Here is a 16,333-nt window from a genome sequence, read left to right on the forward strand (position 1 = left end):
CCCCCAGTCTGCCAGCCCGGTGATCGCCGTTACATCGGCCGGTCGCCGAGCGGCTCGGCGGGCGTGGTCGGGAGTTGCCGGGCAGCGGGCACCACGAGGATGGCAAGGGCGGAGACGACGCCGACCACGAGCAGGGCGTGCAGCACACCGACGTGGTCGCCGAGGAGGCCGAGCAGCGGCGGGCCGGCGAGGAAGGCGGTGTAGCCGATGGTGCTCACCACACTGAGCCGGGCGGCCGCTCGGGCCGGGTCATCCGCGGCCGCGGACATCCCGACCGGGAAGCCGAGGCTCGCACCGATGCCCCAGACGGCGGCACCGACGAAGGCGAGCGGCGGGCTGCCGAGGACCACCAGCAGGCAGCCGACGATCGCCGAGCCGAAGAGGATCCGCAGCACCGGCAGGCGGCCGTAACGATCCAGCAGCCGGGTGCCGAGGATCCGGCCCGCGGTCATGAAGGCCAGGAACACCGCCAGCGCCACCACCCCGAGGGCCTTGCTCACCCGGTGGCCGTCGACGAAGGCGACCGCCAGCCAGTCGTTGGCGGTGCCCTCGGTGAACGCGGCGGCCAGCACCATCAGGCCGACGAGCAGGGTGCGCGGCTCGGTCCAGGCCGAGCGTACGGGGCGTCGCGCCGGGCGGTCGGTCGCCGGGGTGGTGCCGGCAGCCGGGGCGCCGTGGCCGGGAGCGGCGTGGGCCCCGGGCAGGAACCGTGCGGTGCCCCACCAGATGGCGGTGACGCACAGCACGGCCATCGCGGCCACGTGGGCCAGCAGCGACACCTCCAGCCGGACCAGCAGCGCGCCGACCAGTGCCGCCAGCACCGTGCCGCCGCTGAAGGCGGCGTGGAACCACGGCATGATCGCCCGGCGCAGGGACCGCTCGATGACGCTGCCCTCGAGGTTCTGCGCCACGTCCCACACCCCGTTGCCGAGGCCGAGCAGATAGAGCCCGACCATCACCACCGGGATCGGCGCTGTGACGGTGACCGCGATGGCGGCCAGCAGGACCCCCGGCAGGGCGGTCACCATGCCGAGGCGTACGGTGCGCACCGCCCCGAAGCGTTGCGTCAGGCGTCCCGCGATCGGCAGTCCGCACAGCGCCCCGGCCGACACGGCGAGCAGCAGCAGGCCGAGCTGGCCCGGCGAGAGGCCCAGCGACTGCTTGACGTCGGGGACCCGGGACATCCAGGTCGCGAACATGAAGCCGTTGACGCCGAACACCGCCAGGTCGCCGTTGCGGGCCCGGGTGGCCGTCTCGATCCGGTGGTCGGGGAGGGGCACAGAAAGGGGCCCCTCGCGGGCGGGATCGGTGCTCGGCCTTGGCATACTGCGACCGTAGGTGAGTGAATGATCACGTGCAACGATCGCTCAGACACAAACTGATCGTCCAGTCGATCGAGAAGTCCGGGGCGCTCCGGGTCGAGGCGTTGGCCGACCTGACCGGCGTCTCCGCTGTCACCATCCGGCGTGACCTGACGGAGCTGGCGGCCCGTGGCGCGCTGCGCCGGACCTCCGGTGGTGCAGCGCGGACCTTCAAGGAGGGTCAGCCGGTGCCGTTCGGTCTGCGGTTCGCCGAGGACCGGGAGGTCAAGCTGCGGCTCGCCGCGGCGGTCTCCGGGCTGATCGCCGACTACGAGTCGGTGATCATCGACAACGGCACCACCTGCTATGCGGTGGCCCTGGAACTCGCCGGACGACCCCTCACCGTGCTGCCGCTGTCGCTGCATGCCGCGGTTGCCCTGGGCAGCACGCCGGGGGCGCGGGTGATCGTCCCCGGTGGGCCGGTCGACACCGACACCCTCGCCCTCAACGGGAGCCAGGCCGTCGACGCGGTCCGCAGCATGCGCGCCGACGTGCTCGTGCTGGGCACCTGCTCGGCGTCGGCGACTCGGGGACTGACCTCCACGCTGTACGAGGACGCGTTGATCAAGCAGGAGAGCCTGCGGTCGGCGGGCCGGCGGATCCTGGTGACGATCGCCGACAAGATGAACCGGACCTCGAACTTCCGCTTCGGTTCCCCGGCCGACATCACCCACGTGGTCACCACCCGCGACGCCCGGCCGGAGATGCTCGCCCTGTTCCGCGACGAGGGCTGCGAGGTCACGCTGGTGTGACCCAGGCTGTCGAACGTGATGATTTCGACACGGCGCCCGGCCGCTACTTCGCCGGGGCCGACCCATCCTTCTGCGGCCGCGGGTGGTTCACGTACGCGTAGTAGACGCCGATCAGGATGCCGCCGCCGATGAAGTTCCCGATCAGCGCAATCGCCACGTTGCCGGCGGCCGCGGCCACGTCGATGCCCTGGGTGAGTCCGACGACGAGGAAGAAGACGGTGTTAGCCACCGAGTGTTCCAGCCCGAGGAAGGCGAAGACGAACACCGCGGTGACCATCGTGAGCGCCATCGTGATGGAATCTCTCACGTTGCCGTTGTAGACCAGCAGCATCGCCACGTTGATGACGAAGTTGCAGAGGATCGCGCGGACGAACAGGTCGCCGACTCCCGCTGCAGTGCTCAGGTACCCGAGCTTCACCTCGACGGCGTGCGCCATCTGGGTGGCGACCGCACCGGAGACCAGCGTGGAGAACTTCAGCAGGACGGCGAGCACCAGGCCGCCCAGTGCGTTGCCGACGAAGCAGAGCAGCATCAGCAAGGAGGCCCGCCGGGTCGTCGTCCGGCGGTGGTAGTGGGCGATGCTGGCCACCATCATGTTCGAGGTGAGCAGCTCGGACTTCGTGAAGAAGATGAACACCAGCGCCCAGCCGAAGACGAACGAGCCGAGCAGCTTCCCGAAGCCGGCGAGGGTGACGCCGCCCACCTGGACGGTGGCGAACGTCGCCACGGTCGCGTGGTAGGCGACATAGAACAGGCCGATGAGGAAGCCGGCCATCGCGGCGCGTTGCAGGTAGCGCACGGTGGTGCGGGTCGACATGTGCACCTTGGTGTCGGCGGCTTCGAGGGTGTTCTCGATGAACACCCGCCCCGGATAGAGCCGGTCGTCGTTGATCTCCACCGAATCAGTTTGTCAGTACAAAGTATCATTAGTCAATACAAATGAGAGGATATGTCGGGGTGACCCGCAGTTCCGCTCTGACGGCAGTACGCTCGCGTGGGTGTGGGCGCCCACACGCCAGGAGGCTGTTCATGCATGTCGTCGGGTTGGTCGTGTTCGTCGTCGTCCAGATCCTGTTCCTCCCGATTGCGCTGGTCGGCACGATCTACCTCACCGTCAAGACGTCCGTGGTCAGCAAGCGGATGGGGATGTCGGCGACAGCGACGTCCGTGGTCGGCGATCGCTGGACGCTGGACAAGCTCGGCCAACGCCCGGACGCGGCCGCCGTACGCCTCTACTCGGCGCTGCCCAACGGTTCTGTGCTGGGGATGTGGTCGTTCCTCTTCCCGAGCTGGCTGCGCTACCGCATCAGTGGCACAGCCGGGCTGTTCGCCGTCCCGGAGCCCGGGAAGGAGCACCTCGCCCAGGTCGGCCTGGCGCGCACGGTTCGCTTCGACGCACTGATTGAGAGGGCCAGAGCAGGTGTCGACCAGTTCGTCCTGCTGGGCGCGGGCTTCGACACCCGTCCGTACGGGCCGCTGAAGGGCTCCGGCATGGAGTTCTTCGAACTCGACATGCCGGGCACCGTCGCTGCCAAGCGCGATGCCCTGGCGCGAGCCGGCATCGATACCGCCCAGGTCGCCTTCGTGGGAGTCGACTTCTCCGCCCAGGGGTGGGGGGAGGCGCTTCTCGCCGCAGGCTACGACCCGGATCGTCCGGCGGTCTTCCTGTGGGAGGGGGTCACCCTTTACCTGTCGGAGGGCGACGTGCGGGAGACCCTGCGACAGTTCAGGATGTTGGCCCCGCTCGGGAGCGTCCTGCTGGTCGATCTCTACGGGACGCGGGACGTCAAGGCTCTCGGCGGCGTCACCGCGGCCGCCGGGGAAGGGATGAGCTTCGGTCTGGAGTTCGGTGGCGACCCGGTGGCGGCCACGCGAGCGTTCGCCGAGAGTGAGGGGCTCGCCCTCGGCGAAGCGCACGTGATGGGAGACCGGACCCGACACGGGGCGTTCGGCGTGATCGCAGAGTTGACCATCCGGCCGGTTCTGCCGTAACCAGCGATCCCCGCCCTGTCGGGGCGGGGATCGAGATGGCGGAGGATACGAGATTCGAACTCGTGAGGGCGTGAACCCAACCCGCTTTCCAAGCGAGCGCCATAGGCCTCTAGGCGAATCCTCCGTCGGAGGACTCTACCGGAACCTTTCGGTTTCACCAATTCACTGTGTCCGCCGGGTGACCTGCCTGCGACACCTGTCGAGTTGGGTCGGGGGCGGGCATCCCCTACACTGGATCGAGGTCCCCCGTGTGGCGTTACCTCGCCCAACTCCCCCAGGGTCGGAAGGCAGCAAGGGTAAGTGAGCTCTGTCGGGTACGCGGGGGACCCCTTTTTCTGCCCGTCGCACCCACTCCCGGGGAGGCCGCAGGCCAGGAACCCCGGCCCGGCGGACGTTGTCAGGGCCACCGCATAGGGTGTGCACCGTGGACGAAGACGACGAGCTCGAGCCCTGGGAGGCTGACGACGATCTCGACGACGTCGGACCGGAGGGCGCCGATCCGTACGACCCTGACGGTGACGTCGAGCTGGGCGTCGTCCCCCAGACGGGGGCGGGGCTCTTCGACGCGCCCGTGGCTCCCACCGGGGTGTCCGAGTCGGCCGCCGCGTCGCCGACGTCGTCCGTCGGGGGCTCCTCGGCCGCAGACGATGCGCCCACCCCGGACAGGTCCGAGCCGGCCGTGGCCTTGGCCCTCTACCGTCGCTACCGGCCCGACACCTTCGCCCAGGTCGTGGGCCAGGAGCACGTCACTCAGCCGCTGCAGCGCGCGCTGGCCAACAACCGGGTGAACCACGCCTACCTCTTCTCCGGCCCGCGCGGCTGCGGCAAGACCACCTCGGCGCGCATCCTCGCCCGGGCCCTGAACTGTGAGAACGGCCCGGCGGCCGAACCCTGCGGACACTGCCAGTCCTGCCGTGACCTCGCCACCGGTGGGCCCGGGTCGATCGACGTCATCGAGATCGACGCCGCCTCCCACGGCGGTGTGGACGATGCGCGTGACCTGCGGGAGCGGGCCTTCTTCGCCCCGGTCGCCAGCCGCTACAAGATCTACATCATCGACGAGGCCCACATGGTGACCACGCAGGGCTTCAACGCCCTGCTGAAGCTCGTCGAGGAGCCGCCGCCGCACGTCAAGTTCATCTTCGCCACGACCGAGCCGGACAAGGTGATCGGCACCATCAGGTCGCGGACGCACCACTACCCCTTCCGGTTGGTGCCGCCCAAGGTGCTCACCCACTATCTCGCCGAGATCTGCGAGAAGGAGGGGATCTCGGTCGAGTCGGGTGTCCTGCCACTGGTCGTCCGGGCCGGCGGCGGCTCGGTCCGCGACTCGCTGTCCGTGCTCGACCAACTGCTGGGCGGGGCGTCCGACCGGGGCGTGACGTACGAGCACGCCACCGGGCTGTTGGGCTATACCCCGGAGAGCCTGCTCGACGAGATGGTCGAGGCGTTCGCCGCGGGTGAGGGCGCCGGGGTGTTCTCCGTCGTCGACAAGGTGATCGAGGCCGGACAGGATCCGCGGCGGTTCGCCGAGGACCTGCTCGGCCGCCTCCGCGACCTGGTCATCGTCGCCGCGGTCCCGGACGCCCTGTCCAGCGGACTGGTCGACGTCTCGCCCGAGCAGGGGGAGACGTACGTTGCCGAGTCCAAGGCGATGGGTCTGGGGGAGCTGACCCGGGCGGCGGACGTGATCGCCGAGGGCCTGACCCAGATGCGTGGGACGACTGCGCCGCGGCTGCACCTGGAGCTGATGTGTGCCCGGGTGCTGCTGCCCGGCGCGGACGTGGCCGAGCGGGGCATCAACGCCCGGCTGGACCGGATCGAGCGTCGGCTCAACCTCGGTGGACTGGACACCGGGGTCCCGATGGGAGACCTGCCGCGGGCGGCCGGGGCCTCTTCCGCCCAGGTGGACGCCGTGCGGCCCCCGGCGCCTGCCGCGCCGGCGCCCGGGACGACTCCGGCACCGAGCGCAGGTCCGGAGGCCACCGCGCCCGCCCCGCCACGCTCCGCGGCAGCGCCGGATACCGAGTCACGTCCGCGCGGGCGTCGTTCCGCGCCCACCTCTGCAGGGGGCGACGCGCCGTCCGGCCCCGCTGCGGCGACCCCGGGCGCGCCGACCCCGGGCCCGGCCCGTCCCGTACGGCCCGAACGTCCCCCGCGGCCGGAGCGGACGCGACCCGCCCCAGCGGCTGCGGCGGAGCCCGCTGCGGCGCCGAGACCCGAGGGCCCGGCAGTCGAGAGTCCGGCGGCCGAGACGCCGCGGCAGGCGGCGCCGAGCGGATCGGGTGCCCGAGGCCTCACCACGCAGGACGCCCGGGACCGGTGGGGCGATCTGCTCGAGGCGGTCGGGGCGCGGCGCCGGTTCACCAAGGTGCTGCTCGAGGGGAACGCCGCGGTGGTCTCCCTGGTCAACAACGTGCTCACGATCGCGCTGAGCTCTCCGGGGGCCCGGGCGAGCTTCGAACGCCCACGCGAGCGGGAGGTGTTCCTGGAGGCCGTGGCACAGGTGTTCGGGGCGGTGCTCCAGGTGGAGACGCTGATCGACCCGGAGGCGGCCCGCCAACAGCACACCCGTCGCGGCGGTCAGCAACAGCCCGCCCACCAGCAACAGCCCGCCCAGCGTCCGGCGCCCACGGGCCCCGGGCGTGCCGCCGAGCCTCTTCACCCGCAGCGCGCCCGGCCCACGACGCCGAGGAGCGAGGCGCCACGCCCCGAAGCACAGCGGTCCGCGGCGCCACAGCCGGAGGCCAACCGGCACGCGCCGCGCGGACCCCGCGAGGGTCGGCCCACGACGCCGCCGTCGGCCGACGGGGATGCCGCGCACCACGCTGGTTCGCACCACGCCGGCCCGCACCGCGACGTCCCACCACCACTTGAGCCGCCGGACGACCCCTGGGACGAACCGCCGCCCGAAGATGATCCGTACGGCGACCCGTACGGCCCGCAGCCCGTCGGCCCGGGGACGACCGGCCCGGCGCGGACTGTGGCGCCGGTGCGACCGGCCGAGCAGGCCGTGACACCGGCGCCCTCGGTCACCGCCTCGGCTGTGCCGGAGCCCGCCGCGCCGACTGCCCGGACGCCGCGTCCGGCTCCGGCGGTGGCGCCCGAGCCGCGACCGTCACCCGAGCCACGACGTGCGTCTGAGTCACGGCCCAGCCGGTACTCACAGGTGGCGGCCGCGCCGCCACCCCCTCGGGAACCGACCCCGGAGGAGGAGGCTGCGGCCTACGCGAACGACGACGTGACGGTCGGCGAGGGCTACGAGAGCGCCGCTGAACTGCTCACCAACGTGCTCGGCGCCGAGCTGCTGCTGGAGGAACAGCAGGAGACCGGGATGGGCAGCTGATCGGGGCGATGGGTCCGGGGCGAGGAGGGCCCGTTCGGCCTGCGACTGTCCGGCCGCGTTTGTTCTGTCCGGCCGCATGTGTTCGGGTCAGTCCGCCGCCGGCCACAGCCGGGCGATCACCTCACCGGCCGGCACCTCCGCCGCGAGGCGCCACCCCGTTCCCGCCCACAGGTTGGTGTGCTGGGCATCCCCGGCCGCCGCGGCCGCGCGCCGGATCGGCCCGGCGACCTGGTTCACCCCGGGATAGCAGGCCGGGGCCAGCGCGTCGTACGCCTCGACGAAGGCGTTGCGCAGACTGCGGGCCAGACGTCCGGAGAAGCACCGGGTCAGCACCGTCTCGGTGAACCCCGGGTGGGTGAGCGCGGCCCGATGGGTCGGGTTCGTCCCCGCCTCGGGGGTGAGCAGGAAGGCCGTCCCGAGCTGGGCGGCGGCCGCGCCCGCCTCGATCACCCGGCGGACGGCCGCCGCGTCAGCCAGCCCACCGGCCGCGACGAGCGGCACCGGCACCGCCGCCCGCACCGCCTCGAAGAGGTCGTCCAGGGGCACCCCCGGCGCCGGATCGGTCGTCCGGAAGGTGCATTGGTGCCCCCCGGCGGCCGGTCCCTGGACGACCAGTGCGTCCAGGTCGCGCTGGACCGCCTCCCGGGCCTCGGTCACCGACGTGACACCGCCGATCAGGTAGCTGCCGGCGGCGTGCAGCCGCTCCACGGTCGTCCGATCCGGCAGCCCGAAGGTGAAGGAGACCACCGGCACCGGGTCGGCCACCAGCAGCTCGACCTTCTCCTGCCAGGCGTCGTCGTCCGGCGCGGCCTGCGGCAACCCGTCGACACCCAGCTGGGCGGCCAGCGGCAGCAGCGCCTGCCGGTACGCCGCGACCGCCTCCGCGTCGAGGGGAGTGCGGTCGGGAACGAAGAGATTCACCCCGAACGCCGTGGTGCCGCCCGTCCGGACCTCGGCGATCTGGTCCGCCAGCGCGGCAGGGCTGAGATACCCGGCGGCCAGGAAGCCGAGCCCGCCGGCCTCCCCGACCGCGCGGACCAGGCCAGGGGTCGAGGGGCCCCCGGCCATCGGAGCGGCGATGATCGGGACCCGCAGGGTGGGGAACGCCTCCATGGTCCGTCACGCTATGCGGCGGCCGGGCCAACGGGAAGGGCCGGGGCTCAGAACGGGAAAGGGGATCAGAACGGGAAGGGCCGGGTTCAGATCGTCTCGGCCACCCGCAGCACCCCGGCGCCCTCGATGTCGCCACGGGCGAGGTACTGCAACGCCCGGTCCGCCTCCTCCAGCGGGTACTCGTGGGTGGTCGGGTGCAGCCCGAGACGGTCGGCCAGGACCAGGAACTCCTCGCCGTCACTGCGGGTATTGGACTCCACGCTGGTCAGCGTCTTCTCGTGGAACACCGCCGCGTGGTAGTCCAGCGCGGGGATGTCGGACATGTGGATGCCGGCGCAGGCCACCGTCCCGCCGGCATCCAGCGCGGCCAGGGCGTACGGCACGATATCGCCGGCCGGGGCGAAGATGATCGCCGAGTCCAGCGGCACCGGCGGCATCTCGCGGGCGTCGCCGGCCGAGGCACAGCCCAGCTCCAGGGCGAAGCGTTGGGCCTGCTCGCCACGGGTCAGCACGTGCACCTCGGCCCCCTGGGCCAGTGCCACCTGGGCGGCCAGGTGGGCGCTGCCGCCGAACCCGTACAGTCCGAGCCGCCCGCCCGGCGGGACGTTCGCCCGGCGCAGCGCCCGGTAGCCGATGATCCCCGCGCACAGCAGCGGCGCGGCGGTGGCGTCGTCGAACCGTTCGGGCAGCCGGTAGGCGAATCCCTCGGGCACCGTGGTGTACTCCGCGTAGCCGCCGTCGGCGTCCCAGCCGGTGTACTCGGAGCGTACGCAGAGGTTCTCCCGGCCCGACCGGCAGGCCCGGCAGATGCCGCAGGTGCGGCGCAGCCAGGGGATGCCGACCCGCTCCCCGGTGCTGAACCGCCCGGCACCCGGGCCCGCGCCGACGACCTGACCGACGATCTCGTGACCCGGCGTGACGTACGGACGGTGCACCGGCAGGTCGCCTTCGGTGACGTGCAGGTCGGTGCGGCACACCCCGCAGGTGAGGACGCGGACGAGCACCTCCCCGGGGCCCGGCGTCGGGGTCTCCTTCTCGACCAGTTCGAGGGGGCCGCTGTCCAGCGGACCGGGTGACCGCACCTGCCATGCGCGCATGATGATCTCCTTGTCGGGTCTCTCCCAGTCCACCACGTCGCGGCGGTACGGGCCACCGGTCCGCGGTTGGACCTAGGCTTGGAGCGCACACCGCGACGTACGGCGAAAGGACCCCGATGACCGAGGGACTGCCCCAGGGATTCGACATGAACGCACTGATGCAGCAGGCGCAGGCCATGCAGGCGCAGATGCAGCAGGCGCAGGCGGAGTTGGCCGTCACCTCGATCTCCGGCACCGCCGGCGGTGGGCTGGTCACCGTCCTGATGACCGGCGCCGGTGAGGTCACCTCTGTCACCATCAAGCCCGAGGCCTGTGACCCGGAGGACACCGAGAGCCTCGGCGACCTGATCGTCGCCGCGCTGCGGGACGCGAACAACCAGGCCGCCGCCCTGGCCCAGCAGAAGCTCGGTCCGCTCGCCGGCGGGATGGGCCTCGGTCTCTGAGTGGCAGCCATCTATGACGGCCCGATCCAGGACCTGATCACCGAGCTCGGTCAGCTGCCCGGGATCGGGCCGAAATCCGCCCAGCGCATCGCGTTCCACGTCATGTCCGCCGAGAAGGAGGACGTGATGCGGTTGGTTGACGCCCTCGTACAGGTCAAGGAGCGGATCAACTTCTGCACCACCTGCTTCAACGTGTCCGAGGGCGACACCTGTTCGATCTGCCGTGACCCGCGGCGCGACCCGGCGCTGATCTGCGTGGTGGAGGACGCGAAGGACGTGGTGGCGATCGAGCGCACCCGGGAGTTCCGCGGCCGCTACCACGTGCTCGGTGGCTGCATCAGTCCGGTCAACGGCGTCGGCCCCGACCAGCTGCACATCCGCGAGCTGGTCGGCCGGCTCGCCGACGGTGCGGTGCAGGAGGTGATCATCGCCACCAACCCGACCATCGAGGGGGAGGCGACGGCGACCTACCTGAGCCGGCTGCTGCTGCCGACCGGACTCACCGTGTCGCGGCTGGCCAGTGGGCTGCCGGTCGGCGGTGACCTGGAGTACGCCGACGAGGTGACCCTCGGCCGGGCCTTCGAGGGGCGTCGTGCCCTCGCCTGACGCCATGTTCCCGGGCGACGCCGTCCCTGCGCGGGACGTACGGCTGGTGGCGACCGACCTGGACAACACCCTGTTGCGCTCCGATCGGACCGTCAGCCCACGGGCCGACGCCGCACTGCGGGCGGCCGCGGCGGCCGGGGTCGTGGTCGTGCCGGTGACCGCACGGCAACGGGTCGGGGTCGTCGCCGTGGCACCCCAGTTCCTCGACCTCGCCGATCTGTTCGGCGGGTGGGCGGTGTGCTCGAACGGTGCCCTGGGTCTCGACCTGGTCACCGGGCAACGGCTGTTCGAGGCGACGATGAGCATCCGCGCGCAGCGCGACCTCGTCGTCCGGCTCACCGAGGTGGTGCCCGACGTACGCTTCTGCGCGGTCCGTGACGGCGGGGACGGCTTCCTGGTCGAGGCCGGCTATGCCGAGTTGTGCGTGTGGTCCGACCACAGCCGTGACCCGCGGCAGATGCAGGTCGTGGATCGTACGACTCTGACCGGCACCCCGAACATCAAGCTGGTCGCCCGCCACCCGGTGCTGACCGCCCGGGAGCTGCTCGCGGCGTTCCGCGCCCTCGAGTTGCCCGGGCTGCGCGCCACGTCCTCGGGCGCGCCGCTCCTGGAGGTGTCGGCGGCCGGCGTCGGCAAGGCGTACGGGCTCGCGCGGCTCACCGACCATCTCGGTATCGGTGCCGCCCAGGTCGTGGCGCTCGGTGACGGACTGAACGACCTGGACATGCTCACCTGGGCGGGCCTGGGGGTCGCGGTGGCCAACGCCGAGCCCGAACTACTGGCCGTGGCCGATCGGGTCGCACCGGGATGTGACGAGGACGGCTTCGCCCAGGTCCTCGAGACCCTGCTGGCCGGGAGGTAGCGCGTCACGGCCGCTGCGCTTTCGGGCAGAAGCGGCGGCACCAGTCAGACGCCGCGCGTTGGCGGGCGGCGTCTGACTGCCGCGGCGGTGTCTGGCAGAAGCGGCGGCGGCTGCACCGAGAGGGGCGGGGGCGCCTTCCCGGACCGTCCGCTTGGCCCCCGCCGACCGTGGCTTGGGACCCCCCGACCGACCGCCTAGAATGACCTGCGTCGCACGGCATGGATGGGGCCATCACCCCGGAGCTGCCGGAAGAACGGCCGTACGGTCCCGATCCGTCGGGACGCGTACGACTCACTAGAACCGGCCGCGGCAGGAAAGAAGTGGGTGGATCGCAGCCGGACAGTGTCCGGCGATCCACCAAGAAGGGTGGTACCGCGGGTCCCCTCGTCCCTTCTCCCAGTCCGGCGCCGGCTGGCTGGTCGGAAGAGCGAACGACGAGGACGGACATGACCCAGGAGATCCCGGACACGCGGCGGGTGGAGTGTGACCCGGCTGAGCAGGCGGCCCAGGCCACCGCCGCACAGGCGAACGCGGCGGCCGAGCAGGGGCACTTCGAGGGTGCCTACCACGCGGTCCCGGCACAGATCGACCTGCCCGCGACGGAACACCGGATCCTCGACTTCTGGGCCGCGAACGACGTGTTCGCCCGGTCCGAGGAGCGGACCCGCGGTGGCCGGCGGTGGACCTTCTTCGAGGGCCCGCCGACGGCCAACGGCATGCCCGGCACCCACCACATCGAGGCGCGTGTCTTCAAGGACATCTTCCCGCGGTTCCGGACGATGCAGGGCTACTACGTCGAGCGCAAGGCCGGCTGGGACTGCCACGGCCTGCCGGTGGAGCTCGCTGTCGAGAAGGAACTCGGCATCAACGGCAAGCCGGAGATCGAGACGTACGGCATCGAGGCGTTCAACGCCAAGTGCCGCGAGTCGGTCAGCCGCCACGTCGACGCCTTCCGCGAACTCACCGACCGGATGGGCTACTGGGTCGACCTGGACCACGCCTACTGGACGATGAACTCCTCCTACGTCGAGTCGGTCTGGTGGTCGCTGAAGGAGGTCTACGACCGGGGCCTGCTCTCCCAGGACGAGCGGGTCGCGCCCTACTGCCCCAAGGACGGCACCACACTCTCCGACCACGAGGTCGCCCAGGGCTACGAGGACGTCGTCGACACCACCGCGTTCGTCCGGTTCCCGGTCACCTCCGGGCCGTACGCCGGCACCGCCGACCTGGTGATCTGGACCACGACACCGTGGACGCTGCTGGCCAACACCACCGTGGCGGTCGGCCCCGACATCACGTACGTGACCGCCACCGACGGGGACTCGACGGTGATCGTCGCCGAGGACAACGTGGCGACCGCGCTCGGCGAGGGCTGGACCGTGCAGGACCGGTTCCCGGGCTCGACGATGGAGGGCTGGACCTACCAGCGGCCGTTCGAGGTCGTCGACCAGCCGGGGCACGCCTTCTTCGTGGTGCTCGAGGACTACGTCGCGACCGGTGAGGGCACCGGCCTGGTGCACCAGGCGATGGCGTTCGGCGAGGACGACTTCCAGTCCAGCAAGCGGCACGGCATCGAGCTGGTCAACCCGATCGGTCCGAACGGGCACTTCTACGACGACCTCGACGTCGTCGGCGGGATGTTCTTCAAGGACGCCGACAAGGCCGTCCTCGCCGATCTGGAGAGGCGTGGCCTGCTCTTCGGCACCCTTGACCACGAGCACCCCTACCCGCACTGCTGGCGCTGCCACACGCCGCTGATGTACTACGCGACGCCGTCCTGGTACATCCGGACCACCCAGGTCAAGGACGAGTTGCTGCGCGAGAACGAGGGCACCACCTGGTACCCGGAGACGATCAAGTGGGGCCGCTACGGTGACTGGCTGCGCAACAACGTCGACTGGGCGTTGTCGCGGACCCGCTACTGGGGCACCCCGCTGCCGATCTGGATCAACGACGAGACCGGCGACCGGGTGTGCATCGGGTCGCTGGCCGAGCTCGGCGAGCTGGCCGGGCGTGACCTGGCCGACCTCGACCCGCACCGGCCCTACATCGACGAGGTGACCTTCACCAAGCCGGGCGTGCCGGGGACCTACCGGCGGGTGCCGGAGGTGATCGACGCCTGGTACGACTCGGGCTCGATGCCGTTCGCGCAGTGGGGCTACCCGTACGTCGACGGATCGCAGGACGCGTTCGCGCACGCCTACCCGGCCGACTTCATCTGCGAGGCGACCGACCAGACCCGCGGCTGGTTCTACTCGCTGATGGCCGTCGGCACGGTGGTTTTCGACCGGTCGTCGTACCGCAACGTGCTCTGCCTGGGCCACATCCTCGCCGAGGACGGCAAGAAGATGTCCAAGCACCTGGGCAACATCCTCGAGCCGATCCCGCTGATGGATCGCCACGGCGCCGACGCGGTGCGCTGGTTCATGGCCGCTTCCGGCTCGCCGTGGGCGGCCCGCCGGGTGGGGGACACGGCGATCCAGGAGATCGTTCGCAAGGTGCTATTGACGTACTGGAACTCGGCCTCGTTCCTCGCCCTGTACGCGAAGGCGAACGACTGGAGCCCGGAACACACTGATGGCACCCCGGTCGAGCTGCCGCTGGCCGAGCGCCCGGTGCTGGACCGGTGGCTGGTGTCGGAGACCAACGCGCTGGTGCGCGACGTGACCGCAGCGCTGGAGGCGTTCGACTCCCAGCGCGCCGGCCAGTTGCTCGCCGAGTTCGTCGACAACCTGTCCAACTGGTACGTCCGCCGCTCGCGGCGCCGGTTCTGGCGCGGTGACGACTCGGCGCTGCTGACCCTGCACGACACGATGGAGGTGCTGACCCGGCTGATGGCGCCGATGGTGCCGTTCCTCACCGAGCACGTCTGGCAACAGCTGGTCGTGCCGGTGGACCGCGACGCCGCCCCGTCGGTGCACCTGACCACCTGGCCGGTGGCCGACGCTGCGCTGATCGACGAGACGCTGGACGAGGCGATGGGCCTGGCCCGGCGGGTGGTCGAGCTCGGTCGTGGGGCCCGGGCCGAGGCCAAGGTGAAGATCCGTCAGCCGCTGTCCCGGCTGCTGATCGCCGGTGACTCGTACGCCCGGCTCGACGAGGCACTGCGGGCCGAGATCGCCGACGAGCTCAACGTGGCCGACATCGCGTCGTTCGCCTCGGCCGGTGACCTGGTCGACTACTCGGCGAAGGGCAACTTCCGCACCCTCGGCAAGCGCTTCGGCAAGCAGACCCCGCAGGTCGCCGCCGCGATCGCGGCCGCCGACCCGGCCACCCTGCACGACGCGCTGGCCCGCGACGGCAGGGCGACCGTCGACGTCGACGGTGGCATCCAGGTCGGCCCGGACGAGGTGCTGATCACCGAACGGCCCCGCGCGGGCTGGTCGGTGCTGAACGAGCAGGGTGAGACGGTGGCGCTGGATCTGGAACTGACCCCGGAGCTGGTCAAGGCCGGAGTGGCCCGCGACGTGATCCGCGAGGTGCAGGAGGCGCGCAAGACCTCCGGCTTCGAGGTCTCCGACCGGATCACCCTGGTCTGGTCGGTCGACGGGGACGCGGCCGGTGCGGCGCCCACGGCTGGCTCTGCCGGTGCGAAGACCGGGGCGGCGGTGCGGGAGCATGCCGCACTGATCGCCGACGAGGTGCTGGCCGTTGAGATGTCCGAGGGCGCGGTGCCGGCCGGCGGCTTCTCGATCGAGGAGCTGGGACTGCGGTTCACGGTGGCCCGGCGGGGCTGAGGGCTGCTCGGCTGACGGGTCTGTGGGCCGGAAGAGATTCGGCAGACGTACGGTCGGCGGTGGTCTTCGGGCCTGCCGCCGGCCGCACGTCGTCTCCAGGCCGGCCGGTCGGGCGTCACTCCCCGGGACGTTCCCGCCGGCGATGCGTCACCCTCGGCCGGTGCCGTTGCCCCCGCCGTTGCCCGGGCGATCCGGACCGGAGCCGGGCGGCAGTTGCCGAGGGCCGGAGCCGGGCGGCAGCTCGCCGTGGCGCTGCCGGTGCGCCCCCAGTGCCCGGTTGCTCAGGATCGTCAGGATGATGGCTGCGAAGATCAGGATCGGCGCTGGGATGTGGGTGAAGATGATCAGGCCGATCGCGACGGGCCAGATGATCGGCCGGATCGTACGCAGCGCGTTCGCCCAGCCGGGCTCCAGTTGCGAGGCCGAGGGCTGTTGGGGCACAGCCGGGCGATAGTCGCTTCCCGGGGTGACATAGGGGATGGAGGACGGTGTCGCCGAGGACCCCTGCGCCCAAGGGGCCGTCGCGTTCAGCGTCGGCAGGTCGGTGAACAGTGGAGTCAGGTCCGCCAACGTACGGGCCTGGAGAGCAGCGTCCATGCGCTGGTTGAACTCCGCGTCGTCGAGCCGTCCGGCCACGAAGTGCTCGGATAGCTCGTCCACCGCCGCCTGGCGCTCGGCGTCGCCGATGCGGGGGAGGGGACGCTCGTCGGCGGAGCCCGGGTCGCTCGTCATGGTGGCCATTATGCCCAGCGCGCCGGCCTCGCCCGGACGGCCGGGGCGGCGGGCACTCTTCGCTGCTGCGTGGTGGCCTGTGTCGCTGGACGTTCCCGCGGGAACGCCAGGGCGGAAGCGCCGGTGACCACCATCGTCCCGTAGGCCGTCGCAGGCATGGGCGTTCCCGCGGGAACGCCCGATGGCCGTGCCGGTGTCTGTTGGGCGACCGTGTGTGGGGCGTCTGTGTGCCGGGGTGATCACTGCAGCTGTGGATGGGCGGGCCTGGGGCAGCCTCCTTGTGGATAAGTCG

The 16,333-nt window shown here is 71.5% G+C and carries 12 protein-coding genes, 1 tRNA gene and 1 other RNA gene; 8 read left to right on the top strand and 6 right to left on the bottom strand.

Annotated features, from left to right (window positions below; genetic code table 11):
• Positions 1 to 29: 29 nt before the first annotated feature.
• Positions 30 to 1,325 carry an MFS transporter gene (locus R0145_RS02160; protein WP_317838795.1) on the bottom strand — a complete coding sequence of 432 codons (1,296 nt, stop codon included), beginning with the start codon at positions 1,323 to 1,325 and terminating at the stop codon, positions 30 to 32.
• A 17-nt stretch (positions 1,326 to 1,342) separates the two neighbouring features.
• On the opposite strand from R0145_RS02160, the gene R0145_RS02165 reads away from it, so the two are divergent.
• Entirely contained in the window at positions 1,343 to 2,113 is a 771-nt protein-coding gene (locus R0145_RS02165) for a DeoR/GlpR family DNA-binding transcription regulator (protein ID WP_317838796.1), read from the top strand.
• 43 nt (positions 2,114 to 2,156) lie between these two features.
• Here the strand turns inward: R0145_RS02165 and R0145_RS02170 are convergent, their stop codons facing one another.
• The gene (locus R0145_RS02170; protein ID WP_317838797.1) at positions 2,157 to 3,011 is read right to left on the bottom strand and encodes a formate/nitrite transporter family protein; all 855 of its coding nucleotides are present in this window, start codon (positions 3,009 to 3,011) and stop codon (positions 2,157 to 2,159) included.
• Positions 3,012 to 3,142: 131 nt separating this feature from the next.
• Between R0145_RS02170 and R0145_RS02175 the strand changes: the two genes are divergently transcribed.
• Positions 3,143 to 4,105: a class I SAM-dependent methyltransferase gene (locus tag R0145_RS02175; RefSeq protein WP_317838798.1), complete on the top strand. Its 963-nt coding sequence runs from the start codon at positions 3,143 to 3,145 to the stop codon at positions 4,103 to 4,105.
• A 36-nt stretch (positions 4,106 to 4,141) separates the two neighbouring features.
• On the opposite strand, the gene R0145_RS02180 is transcribed toward R0145_RS02175, so the two are convergent.
• Positions 4,142 to 4,229 (bottom strand) — tRNA-Ser (locus R0145_RS02180).
• Between the two features lie 113 nt (positions 4,230 to 4,342).
• Between R0145_RS02180 and ffs the strand changes: the two genes are divergently transcribed.
• An RNA gene (gene ffs / locus R0145_RS02185) (signal recognition particle sRNA small type) lies at positions 4,343 to 4,439 on the top strand.
• Positions 4,440 to 4,499: 60 nt separating this feature from the next.
• Positions 4,500 to 7,451 (top strand): DNA polymerase III subunit gamma and tau, encoded by a 2,952-nt coding sequence (locus R0145_RS02190; protein ID WP_411742070.1) that lies wholly within the window; start codon positions 4,500 to 4,502, stop codon positions 7,449 to 7,451.
• Positions 7,452 to 7,538: 87 nt separating this feature from the next.
• Here R0145_RS02190 and R0145_RS02195 read toward each other — a convergent pair whose 3' ends face one another.
• On the bottom strand, positions 7,539 to 8,564 hold the full coding sequence (locus tag R0145_RS02195; protein ID WP_317838799.1) for a nitronate monooxygenase: 1,026 nt from the start codon (positions 8,562 to 8,564) through the stop codon (positions 7,539 to 7,541).
• Between the two features lie 86 nt (positions 8,565 to 8,650).
• Positions 8,651 to 9,661: a zinc-dependent alcohol dehydrogenase family protein gene (locus tag R0145_RS02200; protein WP_317838800.1), complete on the bottom strand. Its 1,011-nt coding sequence runs from the start codon at positions 9,659 to 9,661 to the stop codon at positions 8,651 to 8,653.
• A gap of 116 nt (positions 9,662 to 9,777) precedes the next feature.
• On the opposite strand from R0145_RS02200, the gene R0145_RS02205 reads away from it, so the two are divergent.
• The 4 genes from R0145_RS02205 to ileS all read left to right on the top strand — a co-directional run bounded on the left by R0145_RS02205 (position 9,778) and on the right by ileS (position 15,309).
• Positions 9,778 to 10,104: a YbaB/EbfC family nucleoid-associated protein gene (locus R0145_RS02205; protein WP_317838801.1), complete on the top strand. Its 327-nt coding sequence runs from the start codon at positions 9,778 to 9,780 to the stop codon at positions 10,102 to 10,104.
• 9 nt (positions 10,105 to 10,113) lie between these two features.
• Entirely contained in the window at positions 10,114 to 10,710 is a 597-nt protein-coding gene (gene recR, locus R0145_RS02210; RefSeq protein WP_317840129.1) for a recombination mediator RecR, read from the top strand.
• Between the two features lie 4 nt (positions 10,711 to 10,714).
• Positions 10,715 to 11,572, top strand: coding sequence for an HAD family hydrolase (locus R0145_RS02215; protein WP_317838802.1), 858 nt, complete (start codon positions 10,715 to 10,717; stop codon positions 11,570 to 11,572).
• 446 nt (positions 11,573 to 12,018) lie between these two features.
• Positions 12,019 to 15,309 carry an isoleucine--tRNA ligase gene (gene ileS, locus R0145_RS02220; RefSeq protein WP_317838803.1) on the top strand — a complete coding sequence of 1,097 codons (3,291 nt, stop codon included), beginning with the start codon at positions 12,019 to 12,021 and terminating at the stop codon, positions 15,307 to 15,309.
• Between the two features lie 147 nt (positions 15,310 to 15,456).
• Here the strand turns inward: ileS and R0145_RS02225 are convergent, their stop codons facing one another.
• Positions 15,457 to 16,041: a DUF1707 domain-containing protein gene (locus tag R0145_RS02225; protein WP_317838804.1), complete on the bottom strand. Its 585-nt coding sequence runs from the start codon at positions 16,039 to 16,041 to the stop codon at positions 15,457 to 15,459.
• Between the last annotated feature and the right edge of the window lie 292 nt (positions 16,042 to 16,333).

Source organism: Raineyella sp. W15-4 (assembly GCF_033170155.1).
Lineage (GTDB): Bacteria > Actinomycetota > Actinomycetes > Propionibacteriales > Propionibacteriaceae > Raineyella.

Excerpts from the sequence above, each read along its gene's own strand:
- R0145_RS02160 (WP_317838795.1), bottom strand. The coding sequence starts at position 1,325 with ATGCCAAGGCCGAGCACCGATCCCGCCCGCGAGGGGCCCCTTTCTGTG.
- R0145_RS02175 (WP_317838798.1), top strand. The coding sequence starts at position 3,143 with ATGCATGTCGTCGGGTTGGTCGTGTTCGTCGTCGTCCAGATCCTGTTC.
- R0145_RS02195 (WP_317838799.1), bottom strand. The coding sequence starts at position 8,564 with ATGGAGGCGTTCCCCACCCTGCGGGTCCCGATCATCGCCGCTCCGATG.
- R0145_RS02200 (WP_317838800.1), bottom strand. The coding sequence starts at position 9,661 with ATGCGCGCATGGCAGGTGCGGTCACCCGGTCCGCTGGACAGCGGCCCC.
- R0145_RS02205 (WP_317838801.1), top strand. The coding sequence starts at position 9,778 with ATGACCGAGGGACTGCCCCAGGGATTCGACATGAACGCACTGATGCAG.
- R0145_RS02215 (WP_317838802.1), top strand. The coding sequence starts at position 10,715 with ATGTTCCCGGGCGACGCCGTCCCTGCGCGGGACGTACGGCTGGTGGCG.
- ileS (WP_317838803.1), top strand. The coding sequence starts at position 12,019 with ATGACCCAGGAGATCCCGGACACGCGGCGGGTGGAGTGTGACCCGGCT.
- R0145_RS02225 (WP_317838804.1), bottom strand. The coding sequence starts at position 16,041 with ATGACGAGCGACCCGGGCTCCGCCGACGAGCGTCCCCTCCCCCGCATC.